General features: G+C 60.4%; 27 protein-coding genes and 1 tRNA gene. 11 read left to right on the forward strand and 17 right to left on the reverse strand.

The window, feature by feature from the left end; translation table 11 throughout:
- Window positions 1-9: 9 nt before the first annotated feature.
- Window positions 10-759 (reverse strand): ABC transporter substrate-binding protein, encoded by a 750-nt coding sequence (locus GTQ41_RS01655; RefSeq protein WP_041071347.1) that lies wholly within the window; start codon window positions 757-759, stop codon window positions 10-12.
- A gap of 13 nt (window positions 760-772) precedes the next feature.
- Window positions 773-1546, reverse strand: a complete 774-nt coding sequence (locus GTQ41_RS01660; RefSeq protein WP_041071351.1) for an ABC transporter ATP-binding protein — start codon at window positions 1544-1546, stop codon at window positions 773-775.
- A gap of 552 nt (window positions 1547-2098) precedes the next feature.
- Here GTQ41_RS01660 and gabP point away from each other — a divergent pair.
- Window positions 2099-3490: a GABA permease gene (gabP, locus tag GTQ41_RS01665; RefSeq protein WP_047290843.1), complete on the forward strand. Its 1392-nt coding sequence runs from the start codon at window positions 2099-2101 to the stop codon at window positions 3488-3490.
- 96 nt (window positions 3491-3586) lie between these two features.
- Here gabP and GTQ41_RS01670 read toward each other — a convergent pair whose 3' ends face one another.
- From GTQ41_RS01670 to GTQ41_RS01685, 4 genes are read right to left on the reverse strand one after another with little or no spacing between them, the layout of a single operon-like run.
- Window positions 3587-3754 (reverse strand): hypothetical protein, encoded by a 168-nt coding sequence (locus tag GTQ41_RS01670; protein ID WP_155416792.1) that lies wholly within the window; start codon window positions 3752-3754, stop codon window positions 3587-3589.
- 44 nt (window positions 3755-3798) lie between these two features.
- Window positions 3799-4251: a hypothetical protein gene (locus GTQ41_RS01675; RefSeq protein ID WP_003220723.1), complete on the reverse strand. Its 453-nt coding sequence runs from the start codon at window positions 4249-4251 to the stop codon at window positions 3799-3801.
- 6 nt (window positions 4252-4257) lie between these two features.
- Entirely contained in the window at window positions 4258-4671 is a 414-nt protein-coding gene (locus tag GTQ41_RS01680) for a hypothetical protein (protein ID WP_041071360.1), read from the reverse strand.
- Window positions 4672-4699: 28 nt separating this feature from the next.
- Window positions 4700-5650 carry an alpha/beta fold hydrolase gene (locus GTQ41_RS01685; RefSeq protein ID WP_047290844.1) on the reverse strand — a complete coding sequence of 317 codons (951 nt, stop codon included), beginning with the start codon at window positions 5648-5650 and terminating at the stop codon, window positions 4700-4702.
- A gap of 243 nt (window positions 5651-5893) precedes the next feature.
- Between GTQ41_RS01685 and GTQ41_RS01690 the strand changes: the two genes are divergently transcribed.
- Window positions 5894-6343, forward strand: coding sequence for a hypothetical protein (locus tag GTQ41_RS01690; RefSeq protein ID WP_047290845.1), 450 nt, complete (start codon window positions 5894-5896; stop codon window positions 6341-6343).
- Window positions 6344-6393: 50 nt separating this feature from the next.
- Here the strand turns inward: GTQ41_RS01690 and GTQ41_RS01695 are convergent, their stop codons facing one another.
- The 6 genes from GTQ41_RS01695 to GTQ41_RS01720 form a co-directional block, all read right to left on the reverse strand.
- Window positions 6394-6744, reverse strand: coding sequence for a hypothetical protein (locus GTQ41_RS01695; RefSeq protein ID WP_047290846.1), 351 nt, complete (start codon window positions 6742-6744; stop codon window positions 6394-6396).
- A 166-nt stretch (window positions 6745-6910) separates the two neighbouring features.
- Window positions 6911-6986, reverse strand: a tRNA-Phe gene (locus GTQ41_RS01700).
- Between the two features lie 103 nt (window positions 6987-7089).
- Window positions 7090-7362: an oxidative damage protection protein gene (locus tag GTQ41_RS01705; protein ID WP_033043799.1), complete on the reverse strand. Its 273-nt coding sequence runs from the start codon at window positions 7360-7362 to the stop codon at window positions 7090-7092.
- Window positions 7359-8426, reverse strand: coding sequence for an A/G-specific adenine glycosylase (mutY, locus tag GTQ41_RS01710; protein WP_047290847.1), 1068 nt, complete (start codon window positions 8424-8426; stop codon window positions 7359-7361). The genes GTQ41_RS01705 and mutY overlap by 4 nt, the downstream gene beginning before the upstream one ends.
- Window positions 8423-10648 (reverse strand): AsmA family protein, encoded by a 2226-nt coding sequence (locus tag GTQ41_RS01715; RefSeq protein ID WP_047290848.1) that lies wholly within the window; start codon window positions 10646-10648, stop codon window positions 8423-8425. Before GTQ41_RS01715 ends, mutY begins: the two co-directional genes overlap by 4 nt.
- 78 nt (window positions 10649-10726) lie before the next feature.
- Window positions 10727-11131, reverse strand: a complete 405-nt coding sequence (locus tag GTQ41_RS01720) for an acetyl-CoA sensor PanZ family protein (protein ID WP_047290849.1) — start codon at window positions 11129-11131, stop codon at window positions 10727-10729.
- Between the two features lie 224 nt (window positions 11132-11355).
- Between GTQ41_RS01720 and GTQ41_RS01725 the strand changes: the two genes are divergently transcribed.
- The 7 genes from GTQ41_RS01725 (at window position 11356) to GTQ41_RS01755 (ending at window position 17173) form a co-directional block, all read left to right on the forward strand.
- On the forward strand, window positions 11356-13020 hold the full coding sequence (locus GTQ41_RS01725) for an OFA family MFS transporter (RefSeq protein WP_041071385.1): 1665 nt from the start codon (window positions 11356-11358) through the stop codon (window positions 13018-13020).
- Window positions 13021-13291: 271 nt separating this feature from the next.
- Complete coding sequence (gene hisB, locus GTQ41_RS01730; RefSeq protein ID WP_007909204.1) at window positions 13292-13885, forward strand: imidazoleglycerol-phosphate dehydratase HisB; 594 nt, start codon at window positions 13292-13294, stop codon at window positions 13883-13885.
- Window positions 13885-14523, forward strand: coding sequence for an imidazole glycerol phosphate synthase subunit HisH (gene hisH, locus GTQ41_RS01735; RefSeq protein WP_047290850.1), 639 nt, complete (start codon window positions 13885-13887; stop codon window positions 14521-14523). The genes hisB and hisH overlap by 1 nt, the downstream gene beginning before the upstream one ends.
- Window positions 14524-14784, forward strand: a complete 261-nt coding sequence (locus GTQ41_RS01740) for a DUF2164 domain-containing protein (RefSeq protein ID WP_041071393.1) — start codon at window positions 14524-14526, stop codon at window positions 14782-14784.
- 42 nt (window positions 14785-14826) lie between these two features.
- Window positions 14827-15564: a 1-(5-phosphoribosyl)-5-[(5-phosphoribosylamino)methylideneamino]imidazole-4-carboxamide isomerase gene (gene hisA, locus GTQ41_RS01745; RefSeq protein ID WP_041071396.1), complete on the forward strand. Its 738-nt coding sequence runs from the start codon at window positions 14827-14829 to the stop codon at window positions 15562-15564.
- 9 nt (window positions 15565-15573) lie between these two features.
- Window positions 15574-16344: an imidazole glycerol phosphate synthase subunit HisF gene (hisF, locus tag GTQ41_RS01750; protein ID WP_007909211.1), complete on the forward strand. Its 771-nt coding sequence runs from the start codon at window positions 15574-15576 to the stop codon at window positions 16342-16344.
- Window positions 16345-16417: 73 nt separating this feature from the next.
- Window positions 16418-17173 (forward strand): ABC transporter substrate-binding protein, encoded by a 756-nt coding sequence (locus tag GTQ41_RS01755; protein WP_047290851.1) that lies wholly within the window; start codon window positions 16418-16420, stop codon window positions 17171-17173.
- Here GTQ41_RS01755 and GTQ41_RS01760 read toward each other — a convergent pair.
- From GTQ41_RS01760 to gpmI, 5 genes are all read right to left on the reverse strand, one after another.
- Window positions 17154-18449, reverse strand: a complete 1296-nt coding sequence (locus tag GTQ41_RS01760; RefSeq protein ID WP_047290852.1) for a Vps62-related protein — start codon at window positions 18447-18449, stop codon at window positions 17154-17156. The two genes, GTQ41_RS01755 and GTQ41_RS01760, sit on opposite strands and share 20 nt — an antisense overlap.
- Window positions 18450-18562: 113 nt before the next feature.
- On the reverse strand, window positions 18563-19339 hold the full coding sequence (locus tag GTQ41_RS01765) for a divergent polysaccharide deacetylase family protein (RefSeq protein ID WP_047290853.1): 777 nt from the start codon (window positions 19337-19339) through the stop codon (window positions 18563-18565).
- Between the two features lie 2 nt (window positions 19340-19341).
- Window positions 19342-20661, reverse strand: coding sequence for a S41 family peptidase (locus GTQ41_RS01770; protein WP_041071409.1), 1320 nt, complete (start codon window positions 20659-20661; stop codon window positions 19342-19344).
- A 31-nt stretch (window positions 20662-20692) separates the two neighbouring features.
- Window positions 20693-21979, reverse strand: a complete 1287-nt coding sequence (locus tag GTQ41_RS01775) for a murein hydrolase activator EnvC (protein WP_047290854.1) — start codon at window positions 21977-21979, stop codon at window positions 20693-20695.
- A gap of 252 nt (window positions 21980-22231) precedes the next feature.
- Window positions 22232-23758, reverse strand: coding sequence for a 2,3-bisphosphoglycerate-independent phosphoglycerate mutase (gpmI, locus tag GTQ41_RS01780; RefSeq protein ID WP_047290855.1), 1527 nt, complete (start codon window positions 23756-23758; stop codon window positions 22232-22234).
- Window positions 23759-23911: 153 nt separating this feature from the next.
- Between gpmI and GTQ41_RS01785 the strand changes: the two genes are divergently transcribed.
- Together GTQ41_RS01785 and grxC are read left to right on the forward strand one after the other, a co-directional pair.
- Window positions 23912-24325, forward strand: coding sequence for a rhodanese-like domain-containing protein (locus GTQ41_RS01785; RefSeq protein ID WP_041071418.1), 414 nt, complete (start codon window positions 23912-23914; stop codon window positions 24323-24325).
- A 1-nt stretch (window position 24326) separates the two neighbouring features.
- Entirely contained in the window at window positions 24327-24581 is a 255-nt protein-coding gene (gene grxC, locus GTQ41_RS01790; protein WP_041071421.1) for a glutaredoxin 3, read from the forward strand.
- The last annotated feature ends 26 nt before the right edge of the window (window positions 24582-24607 follow it).

Raw genomic sequence — 24607 nt, forward strand, 5'->3', positions numbered from 1 at the left:
CAGGTCAGATCAATAGATGCTGAACGGGAAATACTTGTCGTTGATTTTCTTGTAGGTACCGTCAGCGACGATTTCCTTCAGCGCGGCGTTCAGCTTCTCACGCAGCGGATCGCCTTTGCGTACAGCGATGCCGATTTTGTCGCTTTCCACAACCGGGTCGCCTTTGAACTCGTAGGCCTTGCCTGCATCGGTTTTCAGCCAGTCGTAGTTGGCGTACTTGTCGGCGAGGATGGCGTCGACACGACCGGAGGTCAGGTCCAGGTAGGCGTTTTCCTGGGTGTCGTAGAGTTTGACTTCAATATCGCTACCGTAAGTGTCCTCAAGCCAGGTGCCCGCGAGGGTGGCGCGCTGGGTGCCGATGATCTTGCCTTTGAGCGAATCCTTATCGGTTTTGAACTCTTTATCTTTCGGCGCGATGAACTGCAGCTTGTTCGAGTAGTACGGGTCGGTGAAGTCCACCGCGCCCTTGCGCTCTTCGGTGATCGACAGCGAGGACACCAGGAAGTCGAACTTCTTGGCGTTCAGCGCAGGGATGATGCCGTCCCAGTCGGAGGTGACCACCGAGCACTCGACTTTCATCTTGGCGCACAGGGCGTCACCGATGTCTTTGTCGAAGCCGACCACGTTGCCGCTGGCGTCTTTGTTGTTGAACGGCGGGTAAGCCGCTTCGATGCCCATCTTCAGGGTCTCGGCCATGGCCCCGGCGCTGAATGCGAGGGTGACGGCGGCGGCCAGGAAGACCTTTTTAAAATTCTGCATGCATGTTGCTCCGTTAGCGGTTGCTGGACATGAATTGTTTGCAGCGCGCCGAAAGCGGGTTTTCGAACACCTGCTGAGGCGATCCTTGCTCTTCCACCAGCCCCTGGTGGAGGAACACCACTTCGCTGGAAACCTGACGGGCAAAGCCCATTTCGTGGGTCACCAACAGCATGGTGCGGCCTTCTTCGGCCAGTGCGCGGATGACACTAAGTACTTCCTGAACCATTTCCGGGTCAAGGGCAGAGGTGGGCTCGTCAAACAGAATCACCTTCGGCTGCATCGCCAGCGTGCGGGCAATCGCGGCGCGTTGTTGCTGACCACCGGACAATTGCGACGGATAGGCGTGGCGCTTGTCGGCGATGCCGACCTTGGCCAGCAGCGCTTCGGCGACCTCGATCGCCTCGGCCTTGCTCTGGCCGAGCACGCGGCGCGGGGCTTCGATGATGTTGTCGAGCACGCTCATGTGCGGCCACAGATTAAAATTTTGAAATACAAAACCAATCTCGGAACGCAGGCGGTTGATCTGCTTGCCATCCGCGGCAACCAGTTCGCCGTTCTTGGCGGGCTTGAGCTTGAGTTCTTCCCCGGCCACCAGAATCTGACCCTGGTGCGGGTTTTCCAACAGGTTGATGCAACGCAGGAACGTGGACTTGCCGGAACCGGAGGAACCGAGGATCGAGATCACATCGCCGTCGCGAGCGGTCAGCGAGATGCCTTTGAGCACCTCAAGCTGTCCGTAGCGTTTGTGCAAGTTGCGGATTTCAAGCGCGGGCGTGGCCTCAGCCATGTGCGTTCCTCATATATGTTGCGCTCCTGCTGTTGGCGGGCCTTCCTGGCGAGGCGGCCAAGCTAGCATAGCGTTTCAATGGCAGCCAACAGCGCTACGGGCGGTAAGCGGATGGCGTGTGGCGGGTTGTCGCATCGGCACAGCAGACTGTCGCCCCATCAACAACCGAACGGGTGTTTGAACGTGCAAACCCGTGGGTGTTGCGTAAAAAAAGGCGCGATGTTGCCAGCTTTGGCGGGGTGTTGGAAGCGCTATCCGGCCGAACGTTCCTGATTCGCCCTTTTATTGTGCATCCCACACTTTTTCAGTGTGTTTCTGGTGCGTCTGTTCGTTTGAAAAGTGAGTCGCACAGTAACGCTCTGGCGAATTGCCATTAATTTTAAGGACTTGCGATGACTGTCCGGTCGCGTTCAAAGCCGCGGGACAGCAGAGTTTGAAACATTTTGGCGCATTTATTGCGTGCAGAATCTGGAACGCCCTGTTGGTTTCTTTTTACGAGAAGGAAAACCAGGCAGGTCGGACGCAATCGCTTTCCTCGCAAAGGTAGTTCCGATGAGCAGTACCCCAAGCTCCAATGGCCTCGAACAGGGGCTCAAACCGCGTCATGTGACCATGTTGTCGATCGCCGGTGTGATCGGCGCCGGTCTGTTCGTTGGCTCCGGCCACGCCATCGCTGCCGCCGGCCCTGCCGTGCTGCTGGCCTACGCCGCCGCCGGTACCCTGGTGGTGCTGGTGATGCGCATGCTCGGTGAAATGGCTGTCGCTTCGCCCGACACCGGCTCGTTCTCCACGTACGCCGACCGTGCCATCGGGCACTGGGCCGGCTTCACCATCGGCTGGTTGTACTGGTGGTTCTGGGTATTGGTGATTCCATTGGAAGCCAACGCTGCCGCGACCATCCTGCATGCCTGGTTTCCGAGCGTGGAGATCTGGGCCTTTGCCTTGGTCATCACCATGTTGCTCACGGTGACCAACCTGTTCAGCGTGAAAAACTACGGTGAGTTCGAATTCTGGTTTGCCCTGATCAAAGTCCTGGCGATCATCGGCTTCATCATCCTCGGCCTCGCGGCGATCTTCGGCTTCCTGCCGAACAGTCAGGTCAGCGGCGTTTCGCACTTGTTCGACTCCGGCGGCTTCCTGCCAAACGGCATGGGCGCGGTGCTGGGCGCAATCCTGACTACCATGTTCTCGTTCATGGGTACCGAAATCGTGACCATCGCGGCCGCGGAATCGAAGAACCCGGGCAAGCAGATTTCCAAGGCCACCAACTCGGTGATCTGGCGGATCGGCCTGTTCTACCTCGTCTCGATCTTCATCGTTGTGGCCCTGGTGCCGTGGAACGATCCTACGCTGGCCAACCTCGGTTCCTACCAGACCGTGCTTGAGCGCATGGGCATTCCGAACGCGAAAATGATTGTCGACATCGTGGTTCTGGTTGCGGTCACCAGCTGCCTGAACTCGGCGCTGTACACCTCGTCGCGCATGCTGTTCTCCCTCGGCAAGCGCGGTGACGCACCGGCGATGTCGACTCGGGTCAACAAAAGCGGTACGCCTTACTGGGCTGTCATGCTGTCGACCGGCGCGGCGTTCCTCTGCACCTTCGCCAACTACGTGGCCCCGGCTGCCGTGTTCGAATTCCTGCTGGCCAGCTCCGGCGCCATCGCATTGCTGGTGTACCTGGTGATCGCGTTCTCGCAACTGCGCATGCGGAAACAACGCATGGCCCGCGGCGAGAAAATCGTCTTCAGCATGTGGCTGTTCCCGGGCCTGACCTACGCGGTGATCATCTTCATCGTCGCGGCCCTGACCATCATGCTGTTCCAGGAAGCCCACCGCGTGGAAATCCTCGCAACCGGCCTGCTGAGCCTCATGGTCGTTGCCGCCGGCCTGCTGGTGGCACGCCGCCGCAAGCTGGAAAAGCGTGGTGCGGTGGTGTTGAACTGATCCGCAACGCGTAATGCAAAACGGCCGCTGTCAGTGATGACGAGCGGCCGTTTTTGCTTGTGCTGCAGGTGGCGAAACATCGCCACATATCCGTAATCAGCTTTGTTCTCGCAAGAGCATAAAGTCTGAGCTGCCTTTCTCTTCGTCGAACCATTCATCCCAAGTTGTTTCCTTGGGAGTTTTAACGGTTTTGCTTTGGATGGTCGCAGCTGAGTCTTCTGATTTCGGCAATTGTCCATCCTTGCATGAAGCTGTCTTCTTCACCTGACCTCCTTTTTTGATCGTGCGTGAATGTCAGGTGCAAAAAGTTACTCGGCTTTGGGGGCGCTGTCCTCCAGCGACTTGCCGTAAGTATCCAGCGCAATCCCGAAATCGGTGATGAACTGTGGCTCGGTCAGCCAGGCCTGGGCGGTTTCGATGTCCATGCCGTCGGCCCACATGCGGTAGTCGATCAGCATGTCGGCGGCCAGGTGAGTGGCGGCCATGCCTTCGTTCTCGGCGTTTTCCATGTCCAGCAGCTCTGGATGGTCAACGATGATGAACGCCAGTTCGCGCAGCAGGGTCAGCAGCATTTCGTTGCGACTGACGGCTTCGGCGTCGCGCATTTTGCTGAACATCGCCAGGGTGTATTCCGGGATCGGCTCGTCCAGATGCCCGAGGTTGTCGTCCTGGTCCAGCGGCTTACGGCCGACCATGCGGATGTGCTTGGCTTTGGCCTTGGCGCGTTTGGCGCGTTTCTGTTGCTTGTTCAGGGATGCCATGGGAACTCAGTTCTTCTGTTGGGTGTGTGCGGCGATCGCGTCGGAGGCCGCCACATAGTCGGCCTGGAAGGCCGGGGATTCGATCCACGCCAGGGCACCGGCTTCGTCGGTTTCTTGCGACCACTGGCGATACTCGATCAGCGCGGCGAGGATGAAATCCATTGCGCCTTCTTCGCCTTCCTGCTCGTAGACCAGCTCCAGCAGCGGGTCTTCGAGGAATGCGCTGCACATGGCTTGCTGGCTGATCTTCTCGGCGTCGATCATTTTCTTGAACAGCTCGGTCAGGTCCACCGACTCGAAGTCGATACGGTCATCGTTCGGGTCCAGTTCGAGCGGCGCCTCGGCGCGTTTGGTGCGGTTCTGCTTGGCCTTGGTCTTGGCCCGGGCGGCGCGTTTTTGCTGCTTGTTGGCGGAGGCCATGGTGTGTTCCATCGTGCGTTGAGAGGGCTCAGCTGCGTGGCACTGGCCGCCCGGGTGCAGCGGGTGGCAGTTCGCCGATTTGCAGCCAGGTCAGAGCGATGGGCCATAGTGTGGCTTGGTATGCGCTACGAAAAAAGGCGAAATGTCCGACTTGCTGTTCGCCGATGTCCTGCGGCTCGATACGCAAGTGGGTTTTGGGCGCATGGCTGAAGTAGTCGAGCAGGCGTTCGATGGCAGGGATCGTACCGTACGGGTCGTCGCTGATGCTGATCGCCAAGGTCTTTGCGCGGACATTGGCGAAGGGCAGGCGGCCGGTTGTTTTCAGCAGTCGACGGCCGCTCGGACGCTGCTCGTAGCGCGCGGCAGGCGTGCTCCAGTCGCGTACGACGCCTGCTGGCGTGTCTTCCAGCCAGCCAAGGCGCTTGCCCGGGAAATAGCCACAGAGGCGCGTCAGAAGCGGCATCAGCACATGCCATTTGCCGAACATGCGCCAGCGCTGCTCCGGCGCATAGTCAGGCCAGTAAGCGAACTGTGCACCGACCGTCACCAGCCGACGAATGACCTGCCCGGACTCACCCAGTCCCGCCGCGCAACCGCCGAAACTGTGGCCAACCACATCGATTGGCTGGCCGGGGAGCTCTCGTTGCGCGCGCTTGAGCATCGCCTCGAAATCCAGCGCGCCCCAGTCGGTCCATGAAGCCTCAAGGCCTCTCAGGGTTGCCGGACGCGATTCGCCGATGCGTCGGTAGTCGTAGGTGATCACGTCGAAGCCGTTGGCGAACAGGTAATCGGCGAAGCGCGAGTAATGTCGGCAGCGTACCGAGGTGGCGGCGTTGATGATGACTACCGGGCGTTGCGCATCGGGCAGGGCGTGACGCCAGGTGAAGCCGCCGAGCATAAAGCCATCGGCGGCAGCTTCTTTGAAAGGTTCGCTCACGGTTGCTGTGTCGGGCCTAAACGCGGGACTGCGTGAATTCATATGGACTTGGCCTTGGCGAAGACGGATCGAGAATGAGCTTCAACGCCGGGCTGCGCAATCACTCGGAACGCAGTGCGTTCCGGATTGAGGGTTGGCGACTCTGTAAATTCGAGCCGCAGTGCGTCTCGAATTAGTCCCTTTCGCACCCTGGCCAAGTGCCAATCATTCTAAAACACGTGCTTCCCTGGCCGGATCAAATAAGGAGTAACGGTTGGGCTCTACAAGAGCCCGGGAGTCGTCATCATGAAACGCGTTCTTTCATTCCTGCTGCCCATCGCGGCGGTGGCGGCATTGGCTTTTCCGGCGATGTTGCAGGCGGCCAATCTCGACCTGATCGACAGTGCCGGTGTGCAAGTCCAGCAACAACAGCAAAACGGCATCAACTACCTGTCCGGCGGGATCGGCCTGGACGAGTCAAAAGCCATTCAACAATCCACTGGTTACAACCTGCACATGACGTTCGCGGTGGGCGCGCAAGACCAGTACACCGCTGATGTCGATGTGGTGATTCAAAAGTCGCCGGGGCAGACCGTACTGACCCTCAGCCAAACGGGTCCGCTGGTCTACGTGCAATTGCCACCCGGTAAGTACACGGTAGTCGCCACGCGCAATGGCGAAACGCGGCGTGACGTGACAGACGTTGGCAGCGGTACTGCGCGCAATCTGGTGTTCCATTGGAATGACGCTGGATAACGTTGGGTGTAATTGAGCGTCGAGGCGCGGGTAAAATCCCGCGCCTTCCTTTACCCCCGCCTGCGCTTGGCCTTCTGCTTGTCACCGGGCTCGCGCGCCATTCGGTGAATCCACAATCCGATCCAGCCGACGGCTATCAGGAACAGAGTGCCGACGCACTGCGACACGATCTCGAACCAGAACATCCGGGGTTGCTGCGCGAGGGTGTAGGTATGGCGTGGACCGGAGCGGTTCCAGGTGGTGATGGAACCGCTGATCAAGCTATGGACGATCAGATAAGTCGACGCGGCGATGAGGAAGGCGATCAGTATGCCGACCAGTATCATCAGCCAGAATGCAATCCGGCTCTGGCGATAGGGTGGCGGATGGGGCAGGGGCACGCGGGTTCTTTTCTGGTTCATCGAGCGGATGACCCTCTTCCATAAGGTGCGGCCAAAGTAGCGCGGATCGCCTTTGTTCGAAACCCGTCGCGCATTTGCGCAGCCCAGGAAAAAGGCTGGAATGAGCCAGCATCAAATCGCAGGCATAAAAAAACCCTGAATCTTGCGATTCAGGGTTTTCGGTATTTGGTGCCCAGAGACGGAATCGAACCGCCGACACGGGGATTTTCAATCCCCTGCTCTACCGACTGAGCTATCTGGGCAACGGGGCGCATTAAAAGGGTTTTTCGGATTTACGTCAACGACTTTTTTAAAATTTCTTAAATTAATTCCGTCGCTTACGATTCGCCCCCGGATTTTGCGGGTTTATTCAGCAGGCGGAACGTAGCCTTCGGCCTTGGCGTAATCCTCGCCGGAGAAGTACTTGTCCATTTCGCCCTGAAGGTATTTGCGGTCTTCGGCGTTCATCATGTTCAGACGCTTTTCGTTGATCAGCAGGGTCTGGTGTTTCTGCCAGTCAGCCCAGGCCTTGGCCGAGACGTGGTCAAGAATGTCCTGACCTTTGGCGCCCGGGAAGGGAGCGCGTTCCAGCGCGGGCAATTCTTCTTTGTACTTGCGGCACATGATGGTGCGGGTCATGACGACTCTCCTGCGTTCAATACGGCGGCCGCGCGCTCGAGCAAGGTTTTGACCGGGGCAGCAAGGCCCAGGCGCGGCGGGGTGGCGAGGTTATACCAGAGCCAGTCGGCCTCGGCCACGTGATGGGTGGCCTCCTGTACCTGAACCAGCCAGGGTTCGATGGACAGCTGGAAATGACTGAAGGTGTGAACGAGGCTTGGCAGCGCCTGCTGTTCGCCCATGGACAGCGAGTGCTGATCGGCCAGATGTTGCAGGTCGTCGAGATCGTCGAGTTCCGGCAGGCTCCACAAACCGCCCCACAGACCGCTGGAGGGACGGCGATAAAGCAGAATCGCGCCGTCGCCATTGGCGAGCATCGGCATCAGCGTACGTTTTTGCGGTATCGCTTTGCGCGGTTTGGGGATCGGGTAGCGCGTTTCCAGGCCGAGCATGTGCGCCTCGCAGCCCTTTTCCAGCGGACACAGCAGGCAGCTGGGTTTGCTGCGGGTGCACAGCGTGGCGCCGAGATCCATCATCGCCTGGGTGTAGGCGTTGACTCGATCATGTGGCGTGAAACGCTCTGCGTTGGCCCACAGCTGTCTGGCAACCTTCGGTTCACCCGGGTAACCCTCTTGCGCAGTAAAACGCGCCAGAACGCGTTTGACGTTGCCATCGAGGATCGGCGCGCGCAGGCCCATGCTGATGCTGGCGATGGCGCCGGCGGTGGACAGGCCGATGCCCGGCAGATCTGTCAGCTTTTCGACGTCCCGCGGAAATTCGCCGCCGTACTGGCTGACGACGATCTTCGCGGTCTTCTGCAAATTGCGCGCGCGGGTGTAGTAACCCAGCCCGGTCCACAGGTGCAGCACTTCGTCCTCCGGCGCCTCGGCCAGCGCTTGCACCGTTGGCAGCGCGGTCATGAAACGGTCGAAGTAATTGAGCACGGTGCTGACCTGGGTCTGCTGCAACATGATCTCCGACACCCACACCCGATACGGGTTGATGTCCTGCTGCCAAGGCAAATCGTGGCGGCCGTGGCGGTCGAACCATTCCAGCACCGCGGTGGAAAACTGCTCCGCTCTCATCGCTTGAACAGCCCCTTCAATGCGTTTTTCAATTCCGGGCTGACCTTGTCGCCGAGTTTTTCATCGATCTTCTCGCTGAGTTTGTCTCCGGCCATTTTGGTCGCGACCTGGCCGAGGCGTTCGTTATCCACACGGCAGGCCTTGGCGCCCAGCTCCAGCGGACCACGGCAGCGCAGCGGCCACTCGATGCCGACGAATTTCTCGCCGACCTGACAGGCCGGATCCGGCATGGCGCTGGTATCGCCTTCGACGATGATGCCGACGCGGTAATCCATGCCCAGCACGCGCAGGTCGATGTCGCCGTCGCCGTTGACGGTCATGCCGGGGATGCGCACTTTCAGGTCCGGGTTGCTGGCCACGCCGTTGCGCAAGGTCAGGTTGCCCTTGAGTTCCTGGAACGGTGTGTCCTTGCCCCGTGGCTCGCCGCTGAGGGTTTTGCGGTTAAGCGTGGCGATGCCTTTGCACAGTTGCTGTTCAAGGTTGGCGTTGAGCAGCACGCCGTTGTTGATCACGAAACTGGCGTTGCCGTTGAGGGTTTCGATCAGCGCCTGCTGGCTGTTGCCGCTGCCGGTGAGACTGCTGGTCAGTGTGACCAGACCTTTGACTGGCGGGTTCTTGCCCTGGCTTTCGAGGATTTTCTCCACCGGCACGCGGTTGATCCGGGTTTGTAGATTCAACACTGGCGCGCTTGGACGCACATCGAGGGTGCCCTTGGCTTCGAAGTCGCCGTTGTACAGCCCGCCGCGCAGGTTTTCCAGGGTCAGCAGGCCGCCCTGGCCGGTGGCTTTGAGCGCGGCGTTCTGGATCGGCAGTTTATCGAGGGTCAGTTGGCCGAAGCTCAGATCGGCATCAACGTCGAGTTTGGCCAGGCGCTCGACCGGCAACAGGCGCTCAGTGCTCCAGGCGCTTTTACTCGGCTTGTCCGGCAGCGGTGTGCTGCCGGCGCCGGCCATGGCATCGGCTTCGGTGCTGGCGACTTCGGCCTGACGCACTTGCGTGGCGTTTTTGGCTTTTTCCGATTTCGGCGGCAGGTAGCGGTCGACATCAAACGTGTCAGCCTTGAGGATCGCCCGCAGCGACTGCTTGGCGAAGTCCTCAACGGCAATGCGTCCACTGAAGCTGCTGTCGTCGAGTTTCAGGTTGATGTTGTCGAAGGCCACGCTGGTGGGCGTCGCGGCCACGCGGCTGACCAGCTCGACCTTGCTCAGGCTGCCGGGCGCCATCGCTGGCAGTGTCTGGCCGATGCTGTCGACGAACTTGGCCAGATCGAACTGGGCGATGGAAATACCGCCAGTGATCTGCGGAGTCTTGTCGAGGTCGTTGGCTTTCAGCTCACCCAAGGCGCGCAACTGGTTGGCAGATATCTTGATCCCGGTCCATTCGGCGACGTTCGCTGCCTTGTCCAGCAAGATCTGCCCTTGGGCGGAGAAGGTCATGGCCTTGCCCTGCAGCGGGTCGCCAGTCAGTTCGCCGGACAACTTCATGTCTTCGAACTTGTAGCGTTGCAATGCACGCTCGATGCGCAGCTCGCCATTGAGTTCGGTACGCACGCGCAGCACCGGCTGATTGGTGCTGAGGAACGCCGTGGCTTTCAGCGGAATGTTGGTCGAGTCGTGTACCGCACCGGTGCTCAGCTGGATGCTTTCGGCGCTGTACTGTTTGCCGGTCTGCTCGTCGTTGTATTCAACCCGGGCGTTGTTGACGGTCAGGCTGTCGATGTCGAGGCGGATCGGCTGCGGCGGTTTTTCCGGCTGGGCGGAGGCCTCTGCGACAGGCGGGCTGGCGGGCGCAGGGCTGCCGGCAGGCACGGCAGGAGGCGGCAGCTTGCCGATGTCTTCCCAGTTGCCGTGGCCGGACTTGTCGCGTTTGAGGCGCAGGTTCAGGCCTTCGACACGCACGTCGCTCATCTGCACTTCGCGGCGCAGCAATGGCAGCACGCGCACGGACAGGCCAAGCATTTGCAGATCGGCATACGGCTCGGTCGGATTGATCAGGGTGGCGATGCTGGCGTCATGCAGTTCCAGGCCAAGCCACGGGAACAGGCTCCAGCCGATATCGCCATTGAGCGTCAGCTCGATGTGGGCCTTGTCGCGGGCTATCTGGCGAATCTCGTCTTTGTAGTCGTTGGGATCAAACAGGTGGGTCAGGGCGAAGCCCGCCGCCACAATGATCAGCAACAGCCCGAGAAGTACCAGACCCAGGATTTTGCCGAACGCTTTCATGGGCGAGTCCTTGTAGTTAGTCGAATTCGTAATTTAGCCGGGGAGTATAGCGCTGGATCCGCCCAGTTCGGGGCGCAGTCATGTCGCGAGGACGTCCAGCGGCACTTGCAATTTGATGGCCAGCGCCTGGATTTCAAGATGCCCGGCCGGTGCCCGCAGGCGCAGTTGTGCACCCGCTTGCGACGCCATTTTCTGCGCTTGGTTCACCAGACGCTCGGCCACCCCACGGCGCCGGGTGACTTTTCGTACACACAAATGTGACAAATACCAAACCCGGTCGTGCCTTGTCAGGCGAGCTGCGCCCAGCAGGCGATCATTGAAACGTCCTGCAATCAAAGAGCTGTCAGCCAGGCTGTTTTCGATCAGTTGAGCGTCCCCGGAATACGGTGCGAACAGCCATTGCGGGGCGTCCCGATAGATTTTCTGCAGATCCTGTTGATCCTGGTAACTGGCATCGTGCAGCGCTTGGACAACGATCGGCATGGCTTTTTCCTGTGGGGGACGAGATCAGATGACATGAAAAAGGTGATATCAGTTTGGTTTTTCTGTCACGTGCAAATGGTAACCTTCGCCGGTTCGTCCGTCCTTCTGCGACTTAACGTCGCGCCTTCAAGGAGCTTCACCCGAAAAAACGGTCATGCCTGCGTGCATAAAGGCCGAGGGTGGGCAGTGGCTGGCGAACCATACTAATAATTGGGGGATACACAATGAGCACGAGCATCACGGCGGACGGCCTTCGCGCCGACCAGCCTGCGTTCCTGTCCAAGGAACGCATTATCGCCAAGCCCGGTTTCAACCGTTGGCTGGTTCCACCGGCCGCTCTGGCCATTCACCTGTGCATCGGCATGGCCTACGGTTTCTCGGTGTTCTGGTTGCCGCTGTCCAAGGCGCTGGGCGTCACGGCTCCGGTGGCTTGCGCACCGGACATGAGCTTCATGGCTCAGGTCTTCTCTTCGCAATGCGACTGGCCGATCTCCATGCTCGGCTGGATCTACACCCTGTTCTTCATCTTCCTCGGCTGCTCGGCCGCGATCTGGGGTGGCTGGCTGGAACACGCCGGGCCACGCAAGGCCGGTGTGGTTTCGGCGCTGTGCTGGTGCGGCGGTCTGCTGATCTCGGCACTGGGGATTTATACCCACCAGATCTGGCTGATGTGGATCGGCTCCGGCGTGATCGGCGGTATCGGTCTGGGCCTGGGCTATATCTCGCCGGTGTCGACCCTGATCAAGTGGTTTCCGGACAAGCGCGGCATGGCGACCGGCATGGCGATCATGGGCTTCGGCGGCGGCGCGATGGTCGGTGCACCGTTGGCGACTGCGCTGATGAGCCACTTCGCTTCGCCTGCCGGTGTCGGCGTCTGGCAGAGCTTCGTGGCCATGGCCGCGATCTACTTCGTGTTCATGATCGGTGGCGCATTGGCCTACCGCGTGCCGCCAACCGGGTGGAAGCCTGAAGGCTGGACCGCTCCGGCGAAAAAAGCCTCGAACTCGATGATCACTCACCGTCACGTCCACGTGAATGTAGCGTGGAAAACCCCGCAGTTCCGTCTGGTGTGGCTGGTGCTGTGCCTGAACGTGTCGGCCGGTATCGGCATCCTCGGCATGGCCTCGCCACTGCTGCAGGAGGTGTTCGGCGGCAAGCTGCTGGGCGTTGACGTGCCGTTTGGTCAACTGGACGCCGGGCAACTGGCTTCGATCGCCGCGATTGCTGCCGGCTTCACAGGTCTGCTGAGCCTGTTCAACATCGGTGGCCGCTTCTTCTGGGCCTCGTTCTCGGACTACCTGGGTCGCAAAAACACTTACTTCGTGTTCTTCGCCCTCGGTTTTGCCCTGTACGCGCTGATCCCGAACATGGGCCATCTGGGCAACGTAGCGCTGTTCGTGGCGGCGTTCTGCATCATCCTGTCGATGTACGGCGGTGGTTTTGCGACCGTTCCGGCGTATCTGGCCGACCTGTTCGGCACACAAATGGTCGGTGCGATCCATGGTCGCCTGCTGACCGCCTGGGCTGCGGCCGGCGTGCTCGGTCCGGTGCTGGTGAACTACCTGCGTGAGTATCAGTTGAGCATCGGCGTTGAGCGCGCGGCGGCTTACGACATCACCCTGTACATCCTCGCCGGTCTGCTGGTGCTGGGTTTCCTCTGCAACCTGCTGGTGCGTCCGGTGGCCGACAAGTACTTCATGACCGACGCCGAACTGGCCGCCGAACAGGCGCTGGGCCACGACAAAGGTGCTGATGCAAGTACTGTGCTGGAGTGGAAAGCCGCGCCGGGCAGCAAGCCGCTGGCAATTGCCGCGTGGCTGGTGGTGGGCATTCCGTTGGCGTGGGGTGTGTGGGTGACCCTGCAGAAGACGGCGGTACTGTTTCACTAAGTAATGGGTAAAACGCAGTACCCCTGTGGGAGCGAGCCTGCTCGCGAAGACGGACGGTCAGTTGCCATAAGTGTTGGCTGACTCACCGCATTCGCGAGCAGGCTCGCTCCCACATTTGTTTTCGGGGTGGCTGTAATGGCTTGTATGGACATGTCTACCCGCGACAGCCGGGCCTTCTGTCCGTCAGGCATATCACGTCGCGTGTTTCTGTTTCGGCCCCGCGTGCCTATAATGGCTGCCTTTTTCGCCCAATGATTTTGCGGAGCTGGTGATGGCCGAACGTAAGGCGTCTGTCGAGCGCGACACTCTGGAAACCCAGATCAAAGCCTCGATCAACCTTGATGGCACCGGAAAGGCCCGATTCGATATCGGTGTTCCTTTTCTTGAGCACATGCTGGATCAGATCGCCCGTCACGGGTTGATCGACCTGGATATTGAATGCAAGGGCGATCTGCATATCGACGACCACCATACCGTGGAAGACGTCGGTATCACCCTCGGCCAGGCCTTCGCCAAAGCCATCGGCGACAAGAAAGGCATCCGTCGCTACGGTCACGCCTACGTGCCGCTCGATGAAGCGCTGTCGCGCGTGGTGATCGATTTCTCCGGCCGCCCGGGCCTGCAGATGCACGTGCCGTACACCCGCGCCACTGTGGGCGGCTTCGACGTCGACCTGTTCCAGGAATTCTTCCAGGGCTTCGTCAACCACGCGCTGGTCAGCCTGCACATCGACAACCTGCGTGGCACCAATACCCACCACCAGATCGAAACCGTGTTCAAGGCATTCGGCCGCGCGCTGCGCATGGCCGTCGAGCTGGATGAGCGCATGGCCGGGCAAATGCCATCGACCAAAGGCGTTCTGTAATGCAGACGGTTGCAGTTATCGACTACGGCATGGGCAACCTGCACTCGGTGGCCAAGGCCCTCGAGCACGTGGGCGCCGGCAAGGTGCTGATCACCAGTGATGCGGACGTGATCCGTGAAGCCGACCGCGTGGTATTCCCGGGCGTTGGCGCGATTCGCGACTGCATGGCGGAGATCCGTCGCCTCGGTTTCGACGCGCTGGTGCGTGAAGTCAGCCAGGATCGTCCGTTCCTCGGCATCTGTGTCGGCATGCAAGCCCTGCTCGACAGCAGCGAAGAGAACGACGGCGTCGACTGCATCGGCCTGTTCCCGGGCGCGGTTAAGTTCTTCGGCAAAGACCTGCATGAAGACGGCGAGCATCTGAAAGTCCCGCACATGGGCTGGAACGAGGTGCAGCAGAAGGTCAGCCACCCGCTGTGGCACGACATTCCGGACATGGCGCGTTTCTACTTCGTGCACAGCTACTACATCGCCGCCGCCAACGCGCGGCAGGTAGTCGGTAGCGGTCATTACGGGATCGATTTCGCTGCCGCGCTGGCCGATGGCTCGCGTTTCGCTGTGCAGTTCCACCCGGAGAAGAGCCATACCCATGGCCTGCAATTGCTGCAGAACTTCGCCGCGTGGGACGGTCGCTGGTAAATGGCTGCCAGGAAATCCAAGCCGCCGATCCTGACCCTCACTCCCGAACAGGAGAGCGAGGCCAATCGCAAGATTCAGCGGTTCATGGAGGATCGGTTCGAACTCGACCTGGGTTCGTTCGAAGCGGCGGAAATTCTTGAGCTGTTTACCCGCGAAATTGCTCCGCACTATTACAACAGGGCGATTTTCGATGTGCAGACCCACCTCAAAGAGCGGTTTGAAAGCATCGAAAGCGACCTGTGGGCGCTCGAGAAAAACTGATTTCCGAGCCAAGCTGAACATTCAAATTTGAAGGTTTGCCAGATGCTGATTATTCCCGCTATCGATCTTAAAGACGGTGCCTGCGTACGTCTGCGCCAGGGCCGCATGGAAGATTCCACAGTGTTCTCCGATGACCCGGTGAGCATGGCTGCCAAGTGGGTGGAGGGCGGTTGCCGTCGTCTGCATCTGGTCGATCTGAACGGCGCGTTCGAAGGCCAGCCGGTCAACGGCGAAGTGGTGACCGCGATTGCCAAACGCTACCCGAACCTGCCGATCCAGATCGGCGGCGGCATTCGCTCGCTGGAAACCATCGAGCACTACGTCAAGGCGGGCGTGAGCTATGTGATCATCGGCACCAAAGCGGTGAAGGATCCGGCGTTCGTCGCTGAAGCCTGCCGTGCGTTCCCGGGCAAGATCATCGTCGGTCTGGATGCCAAGGACGGCTTCGTCGCCACCGATGGCTGGGCTGAAATCAGCACCGTGCAGGTCATCGATCTAGCCAGGCAGTTCGAAGCCGACGGCGTATCGTCGATCGTTTATACCGACATCGCCAAAGACGGCATGATGCAGGGCTGCAACGTACCGTTCACCGCTGCGCTGGCTGCTGCGACGAAGATCCCGGTGATTGCTTCCGGCGGTATCCACAATCTGGGTGACATCAAGTCGCTGCTCGACGCCAAGGCGCCGGGCATCATTGGCGCAATCACTGGCCGGGCGATCTACGAAGGCACCCTCGACGTCGCCGAAGCGCAAGCTTTCTGCGATTCGTACCAAGGCTGAGGACTGACCATGGCGCTGGCCAAACGCATCATCCCTTGCCTGGACGTGGACAACGGCCGGGTCGTCAAAGGTGTGAAGTTCGAGAACATCCGCGATGCCGGCGATCCGGTGGAAATCGCCCGTCGTTATGACGAGCAGGGTGCCGACGAGATTACCTTTCTCGACATCACCGCCAGCGTCGATGGCCGCGACACCACGCTGCATACCGTCGAGCGCATGGCCAGCCAGGTGTTCATTCCGCTGACCGTGGGCGGCGGCGTGCGCACCGTGCAGGACATCCGCAACCTGCTCAACGCCGGTGCGGACAAGGTCTCGATCAATACCGCGGCGGTGTTCAACCCGGAATTCGTCGGTGAAGCGGCGCAGCATTTCGGCTCGCAATGCATCGTCGTCGCTATTGACGCGAAGAAGGTCTCCGGCCCGGGTGAAACCCCACGCTGGGAAATCTTCACCCACGGCGGGCGCAAACCGACCGGTCTCGATGCAGTCGAGTGGGCGAAGAAGATGGAAGGCCTCGGTGCCGGTGAGATCCTGCTGACCAGCATGGATCAGGACGGCATGAAAAACGGCTTCGACCTCGGCGTGACTCGCGCGATCAGCGATGCGCTGGGCATTCCGGTGATCGCTTCCGGCGGTGTCGGCAACCTGCAGCATCTGGCCGACGGCATCCTCGAAGGCCACGCCAGCGCGGTGCTGGCGGCGAGTATTTTCCACTTCGGCGAATACACCGTGCAGGAAGCGAAAGCGTACATGGCCAAACGCGGCATTGTGATGCGCTAAACCGTACAGGCCAGTGGACAGCATGGCGTACCCAAGGCACTCTTGGGCACGCCATGGATTCCGGTAGCCCGACATGATCAAACGCCTGCTTCTTGTTCTCGCCAGTGCTTCTGTGTTGTTGCTCAACACGGCGCGGGCCGAAAACAGTCCCGACACCGATCTGGTGCTCCTCACCGAAAACTTTCCGCCCTACAACATGGCGAAAGACGGCAAGAATTTCGCCAAGGGCGAGAACATCAACGGCATTGCCGCCGACATCGTGCGTGAAATGTTCAAGCGTGCCGGGCTCACCTACAGCCTGACGCTGCGCTTTCCGTGGGAGCGGGTCTACAAACTGGCACTGGAAAATCCCGGTTACGGTGCTTTCGTGATGGCGCGCCTGCCGGATCGCGAAAACCTGTTCAAGTGGGTCGGCCCGATCGGTCCGGACGACTGGATCATGTTGGCCCGGGCCGACAGCAAGATCACCCTCGAAACCCTCAGCGATGCGCGCAAATACAAGATCGGTGCCTACAAGGGCGACGCAATTGCCGAGACCCTGGCCAAGCAAGGCTTGAAGCCGGTGGTCGTCCTGCGCGATCAGGACAACGCAAAGAAACTGGTCAATGGCCAGATCGACCTGTGGGCCACCGGTGATCCTGCCGGGCGTTACCTGGCGCGGCAGGACGGGGTGACCGGACTCAAGACCGTATTGCGCTTCAACAGCGCCGAGTTGTACCTGGCGCTGAACAAGGACGTGTCGGATGCAACGGTCGCCAGGCTGCAGGCGGCGCTGGATCAGATGCGCAAGGACGGTGTGGTCGACGAAATCATGGGGCGCTATCTGTAGCTGTCGGCAACGCTTTGTCCGCGGCTTCATGGATGCATTCGTGCGGCGGATACTGCAGCAGTTCCAGGCTCTCGAACTGGGTGTAACCAAGGTTGATCCCCGCTTGCGAGCCATCTGCACGAAGTAGCTCGTAGAAGCTTTCCTGCTGATAAGCCGCGACAAATTTGCCTTTGTCGGCCATGGCGAGGACGTGGCTGATGAACGGTGTCAGCCAGCCGCTGGTTGAGGTTTCGCAGTGCGTGAACTGGCGGTCGAGTCTCGCCGAGAATGGCAGTGACGGATGGACGTCGCCCTTTGTTGCCCAGGCGCTCACAAAACTGATGGCGGTAACCTGGGTGAACAGGCGCAGCACCTTCGGATTCTGCAGCCGTTGCGCAGTCCACTTGAATGCCCGCGCCTTGTCGCCCGTATTGTGTCCGCTCCCGACCAGATAATACTGGTCGGTTCTTTCCAGGCGATAGAAGGGCGTGGTGCGTAATTGTTCGAGCGGTGACAGGTCATCCTTGACCACGAACCACGGAAGTTCCACCACTTGAGCGAGGGAGGCCGCTCCGTTGGTTTGCGGAGCGTCCGCTGCGCGGAGCGCCGGCAACACTGGCGATGATTTGATCAGCGGCGCGATCTGCATCCGCAAGGCAAAGACACTGACCTCGGCCTGTGGTCGGTTGAAGCTGTCTGCCGCAACGAAGGTGCCGGGTGCGAAGTGAATGTCTCCTGGCGGTGCGCTGGGCGGCGTGACGCTCCAGGCGCTGAAACTTTGCCGTGCACCGCTGCCCTTGTCGCTCCAGAGCATATTGCCGACCGTTGAAGCGATCACCAGATCGGCCCGGACGCAGCGCACGCTACTGAGCAGTGGCTTGTCGTCGCCGCTGGAGCAAACCTGGCCCAAGGCAACGTAGCCGGCCGGGGGCAGCGGTCGCCAGACCGTGCAGTTGGTTTTGGCGCCCGAGCCGGTATCTTTCCAGACTTGTTCAAAGTCGAGGGGCGCGCTGAGGGCTCTGGCTTTTGTCGGGTCGGTCTCGCGCTCGCTGACAACGGCCACGATGTGTTTTGCGTTGATGTTGTCGTGGCTGCCCACCACGACATCGCCTAACGGAAAGTAACCCGGCAGCATCTCGGGAGAGGGGGTCGGGCGCCAAAAGCTCCCGGGTGCCGCTTTCGATCCGCTGCTGTCCCAGATGCGCTGGAAATCAGTCGTGAAGTTGATCAGCAGATTGTCCAGCGTGATCGGTTTTGCCTGTTGCGGGACGCCTGCGTCCGTGTCTTCGGTATTCATAATCAGCCCTGATAGTGAAAGACGACTCGGGAAGAGTCGTCACGGTTGCAGGGCTCACTATCCGGCCGTGAGCGGGCCGTTTGGCGGTAATTATGTATAGCGGGCGAGGCTGTTCAACGGTAGACGCCGTCCTTGCCATGGGCGGCGGTGGCGCGATTGCTGCGCACGCTGATCATCTGCTTGATGTCGATCCACTCGATGCCTTGTGCCTTGAGCTTCGGCAATTCACGTTCCAGTACGGCCAGGGTCTGCGGATACGGGTGACCGATCATCACCGCCGAACCCTGCTTGCGCGCCAGACTGATGGCGGTCTGCAGTTGGGTGAAGATGGCGGCTTCGGTGCGCTCGTCATCAAGGAACACATCCCGCGAAACACTCGCCAGATCGATCTTCTGTGCCTGTTGCGCCGCCACGGTCTGCGCACTGGTGCGGCTGTCGACGAAGAACTTGTGTCGGCGCTGCAACTCACCCATCAGCCACGCCATCGCCAGCGGCTGAGCGGTCATGCGACTGCCCATGTGGTTGTTGATGCCAGCGGTGTATGGGACCATTTTGAAGGCGGCGTCGAGGCGCTTTTGCAGTTCCTCGAGCGGCAGTTCGGGATGCCAGGCGTAAGGGCCGGTGGCCGGGTCCATCGGCATGTGCAGAATTACGATCTTGCCGGCGCGATGGGCTTCGCGGGCGAATTCGGTAGCGTGCGGGGTGTCGGGCATGATCGCTGTGGTCACCGGGCCGGGCAGGGCCAGCACGCGGCGATCCCGGGGCAGGTTCTGCCCCAGGTCGTCGATGATCAGCGTCAGGTAGGCTTTTTGCGAGGTGGTCCTGGCGGGTTCCGCGTGAGCAGCACCCGCCAGACAGCACAGCAGGACGAAGAGCAAACGCAACGACATCCTCAACGGCCGGATGTGATGCTCAGCCCTTTGAGCAGGCTCAGCGCCTGGGCCAACTGGTAATCGTCATCCTGCGGCATGGCCTTGGCCTTCGCACCGGAACCGGTCGGCTTGTCCGCGCCGCCGTTGCCGTTGCCCAGGTGACCTTGCAGGTCGGCTTCCTTGAAGTAGTCGCCGTCGGCTTCGTTGGTGATCTTGGCCTTGCGCACTTCGATGTCCGGGACGATGCCCTGGGCCTGGATCGAGCGGCCGTTCGGCGTGAAGTACAGTGCCGTGGTGATCTTCAATGCGCGGTCGTTGTTCAGCGGCAGCACGGTCTGCACCGAGCCTTTGCCGAAACTGGTGGTGCCCATGACCACGGCGCGTTTCTGGTCCTGCAGGGCGCCGGCGACAATTTCCGAAGCCGAGGCGCTGCCACCGTTGATCAGCACGACCATTGGTACCGCTTCGCTTTCATCCTTGCCGGTGGCGGAGAAGCGCAGTTCGGAGTTGGCGATCCGGCCTTTGGTGTAGACGATCAGGCCTTTCTTGATGAAATGGTCGACCACTTCCACGGCGGCCTGCAGCACCCCGCCCGGGTTGTTGCGCAGGTCGAGGATGATGCCGTTGAGCTTCTTGCCGTTATCCTTGCGCAGCTTGGCCAGGGCCTTGGAGACCTCTTCGCCGGTCTTGACCTGGAACTGGGTGATGCGGATGTAGCCGTAGCCCGACTCCAGCAGCTGCGCCTTGACGCTCTTCACTTGAATCACGGCGCGGGCCAGAGTCACGTCGAACGGCGTACCGCCATCGCGCACCAGAGTCAGGGTGATTTTCTGGCCGATCTTGCCGCGCATCTTGTCCACGGCTTCGGTCATGGTCTGGCCACGGGTCGGCTGGCCGTTGATCTTGACGATGAAGTCCCCGGCCTGAATGCCGGCCTTCGACGCCGGGGTGTCGTCGATCGGCGAGACGACTTTGATGAAACCGTCTTCGGAGCCGACTTCGATGCCCAGGCCGCCGAATTCACCGCTGGTGCTTTCCTGCAGTTCGGTGAAGTCTTCAGGGCCGAGATAGGCGGAGTGTGGATCGAGGTTGCTGAGCATGCCCTTGATCGCGTTTTCCAAAAGGGTCTTGTCGTCCACCGGCTCGACATAGGCGGCCTTGATCCGGTCCATCACCTCGGCAAAGGTGCGCAACTCTTCCAGCGGCAACGGTGCCTTGGCGGTCGCGGCAGTGCCTGCCGGTGCGACGGCCGGGGCCGGTTGAGCGGCGAACGCCAGAGGCGCGCCGATCACCAGGGCGATCGTCAGGGCCAGCGAGGTAAGGCGGGACAAATGCAGCATGTCGAACGAACTCCTGAATTAGGCGACGCGCTTATCCTTGCGCGTGACACCATTGCGCCGGATCACTCGGGTGACCCTGCTGACGAATTGCGAAATACAGCGCTGGTGTGTCCTGACCGCCACTGTTACCTACAGTGGAGATCGACTCACCGGCTTTTACCACGTCACCGGCCGACTTGAGCAGCGTCTGGTTGTGACCGTAAAGACTCAGATAACCATTGCCGTGATCGAGGATCACCAGCAGGCCGGCGCCACGCAACCAGTCGGCGAACACCACTCGCCCGCCGTGCACGGCATGCACCTGGCTGCCGGCGGCGGCGCTGATCATCACGCCATCCCACTTGGTGCGGGCATCGTCGCCACGGCTTTCGCCGAAGCGTGCCAGCAATCGACCATCAACCGGCCACGGAAGTTTTCCCCGGGTTGCAGCAAAAGGGCCACCGAAGGTCTCGCCGCTGCTGGATACCAGCGCGCCTGGCGTTGACTTGACTGGTTTTCGTGGGGAGTCGCTGGTGTCAGCCTGCGCCTCACGCAAACGCTTTTTTTCCGCTTCCTGCTGGGCGATCAGCGCTTTCTGCCGCGCTTCTTCTGCCTCACGGGCCTGACGGGCCAGGGTTTCTTCAATGGTTTTAAGGACTTTAGACAGGTCTGCCTGATCCTGCTCGCGGGCGGCCAGTTTCTGGTCGCGGGCTTTCACGTCATCGTTGAGCTTGGCGAGGACTTGCTGGCGCTCCTTGCGGACTTTTTCCAGTTCGTCGCGCTGGCTGTCGAGGCTGCTTTTCTGCACCAGCAATTGCGCCTGCTGCGTGGCGATGTCTTTTTCGACATTGGCCAGTTGGCGCAGGGTTTCGTTGAAGTTCTTCAACTGCTCCAGGCGGGCCTGGCTCAGGTAATCGTAATAGGTGAGGGTGCGGGCGAATTTCTCGGGATTCTGCTGGTTGAGCAGCAGCTTGAGGTATTCCTGACGGCCGTTCTGATAGGCCGCGCGGGCCTGGATGGCGATCAGTCGCTGCTGTTCAGTGCGCGCGCTCTGGAGTTTTTTTTTCTCCGCATCGAGTCGCTGCAGCTCGGATTCGCTCTTCTTCAGCTCTTTCTGCAGGGCATCGACCTGTTTCTCGAGCTTGCCCATTTCGGTTTCGGTGCCCTTGAGCTCTTTCTGCACACCGGATTTTTCTTCCTGCAGCTTGCCCAGCAGCTTTTTCAGCTCGGCAATGTCCTGACGCGTGGCATCCAACTGCTGTTGGGTTTGCGCGCGCTCGTCAGCGAAGGCCGGTTGGAGCAGGCAGGTCAGAGCGAGGGCGATCAGGACGCGGAGCATAGAGGCGGGCGGCACCAGGGTAATGGACGGCCTAGTATGCCCGCCCGGGGCTGCAAAAAAAACGCCCAATTGGGCTTGTGTGATAACTGGAGCGGCGCAGAGGCCCATTTCCATTTCGAAAACCCCATAAACCACTGTGGGAGCTGGCTTGCCAGCGATGGCGTCTGCACATTCAACATAGCTGTTGGCTGTCAGATTGCTATCGCTGGCAAGCCAGCTCCCACAGGGTTTGGCGGTGTTTGATCTGGTGAATTACACCAGAATCGAGGTACCCGTCATCTCCGCCGGTTTTTCCAGGCCCAGCAGCATCAGCATGGTCGGAGCCACGTCCGCCAGTACGCCGCCTTGACGGACCTTGAGGTCACGCTTGCCGACATAAATGAACGGCACAGGTTCGGTGGTGTGCGCGGTGTGCGCCTGGTGGGTTTCTTCATCGGCCATTTTTTCGACGTTGCCGTGGTCAGCGGTGATCAGCGCTTCGCCGCCGACTTTTTCCAGCGCCTCGACGATGCGCCCGACGCAGGTGTCCAGGCATTCCACGGCTTTCACCGCAGCGTCGAACACGCCGCTGTGGCCGACCATGTCGCCGTTGGCGTAGTTGACCACGATCACGTCGTAACGCTGGTGTTCGATCGCATCGACGATACGGTCAGTCACTTCCGGCGCACTCATTTCCGGCTGCAGGTCGTAGGTGGCGACTTTCGGCGACGGGATCAGAATGCGCTCTTCGCCCGGGAACGGTTCTTCACGGCCACCGGAAAAGAAGAAAGTGACGTGTGCGTATTTTTCGGTTTCGGCGATGCGCAGCTGGGTCTTGCCGTTTTTTGCCAGATAGTCGCCAAGTACATTTTCCAGGCTGCCCGGAGCGAAGGCGGCCGGGGCCGGGATGCTGGCCGCGTATTGGGTCAAGCCGACGTACTGCACTTTTGGCTGGCGCGCGCGCTCGAATTCCTTGAAATCGTCTTCGACGAACACGCGGCTCAGCTCGCGGGCGCGGTCGGCGCGGAAGTTCATGAACACCACGGCGTCGCCGTCTTCAACCTTGACCGGCTCGCCGATGGTGGTGGCTTTGACGAATTCGTCGCTTTCGCCACGGGCGTAGGCAGCGTCGAGGCCTTCCTGAGCAGTGGCGGCGTTGAATTCGGCGTTGCCGTCGACGATCAGGTTGTAGGCCTGTGATACACGGTCCCAACGGTTGTCACGGTCCATCGCGTAGTAGCGACCGATGAGGCTGGCGATGCGCCCCTTGCCGAGCGCCTGGAACGTCGCATCGAGCAGTTCGATCGACGAAGCGGCGCTCTTTGGCGGCGTGTCGCGGCCATCAAGAAAGGCGTGCAGGTAGATTTTTTCGGCGCCGCGCTTGAATGCCAGTTCGGCCATGGCGATCAAGTGATCCTGGTGGCTGTGCACGCCGCCATCGGACAGCAGTCCCATGAAATGCACGGCTTTGCCGGCGGCCACGGCTTTATCCACAGCCGCGCAGATGGTCGGGTTCTCGAAAAACTCGCCGTCGCGGATCGCTTTGGTCACGCGCGTGAAGTCCTGATACACCACGCGCCCGGCGCCGAGGTTCATGTGGCCGACTTCGGAGTTGCCCATCTGGCCGTCCGGCAGACCGACGTCCATGCCGCTGCCCGAGATCAGGCCGTTCGGCACCGTGGCCCACAGACGGTCGAGCACAGGCTTCTTCGCCGCATACACGGCATTGGATTCGTGGCTGTCACTGTGACCGAAGCCGTCGAGAATCATCAGGACCAAAGGTTTAGGCGTGGTAGTCATGGAATCCACTCGTGGCTAATAAAGAAGAGGGCGATGGAAAAGGGAGTGGCAGTTTAAAGCGAAGTTCCTGCGGCGTCACCGCCGGACGGGGTTTGGCCCACCATAGTGGCTGTGTATACTGGCCGACATTTTAACGCCCTGGAACCTCCTTCGATGGTTGCTCACCTGATTGAATTTGCCACTAACCACTACATTCTTGTCGGTATCTTCGTCGTACTGCTGGCTCTGCTGCTGGCGCACACGATGCAGGGCGGCGGTAAAAGCCTGAGCACTGGCGAGCTGACCGCATTGGTCAACAAGGACGCAGGCGTGGTGGTGGACATCCGTCCGGCGAAAGATTACGCCGCCGGTCATATCGTTGGCGCGATCAACATTCCTCAAGACAAGCTGGCTGCGCGTGCCGGTGAGCTGGAAAAGCACAAGGCCAAGACCATCATTCTGGTGGACGCCCTGGGCCAGACCGCTGGTACCCACGCTCGCGAGCTGATGAAATCCGGCTTCACCGCCGCCAAGCTGTCCGGCGGGATCTCCAGCTGGAAAGGCGACAACCTGCCGTTGGTGAAGTGATATGAGCGAAGTCATCGTCTACTCCAGCGATTACTGCCCTTATTGCATGCGAGCCAAGCAATTGCTCGCGAACAAAGGTGTGGCCTTCGAAGAGATCAAGGTCGATGGCAAGCCGCAGATTCGTGCTGCCATGAGCCAGAAGGCCGGACGCACCTCCGTGCCGCAGATCTGGATCGGCGACAAGCACATCGGCGGTTGTGATGATTTGTATGCCCTGGAGCGCGCCGGCAAGCTCGACGCGCTGCTCAAGGCCTGAACGGCTGCACCCACGTACAGCAATCC

Source organism: Pseudomonas sp. AN-B15 (assembly GCF_019056475.1).
GTDB classification, from domain to species: domain Bacteria; phylum Pseudomonadota; class Gammaproteobacteria; order Pseudomonadales; family Pseudomonadaceae; genus Aquipseudomonas; species Aquipseudomonas parakoreensis.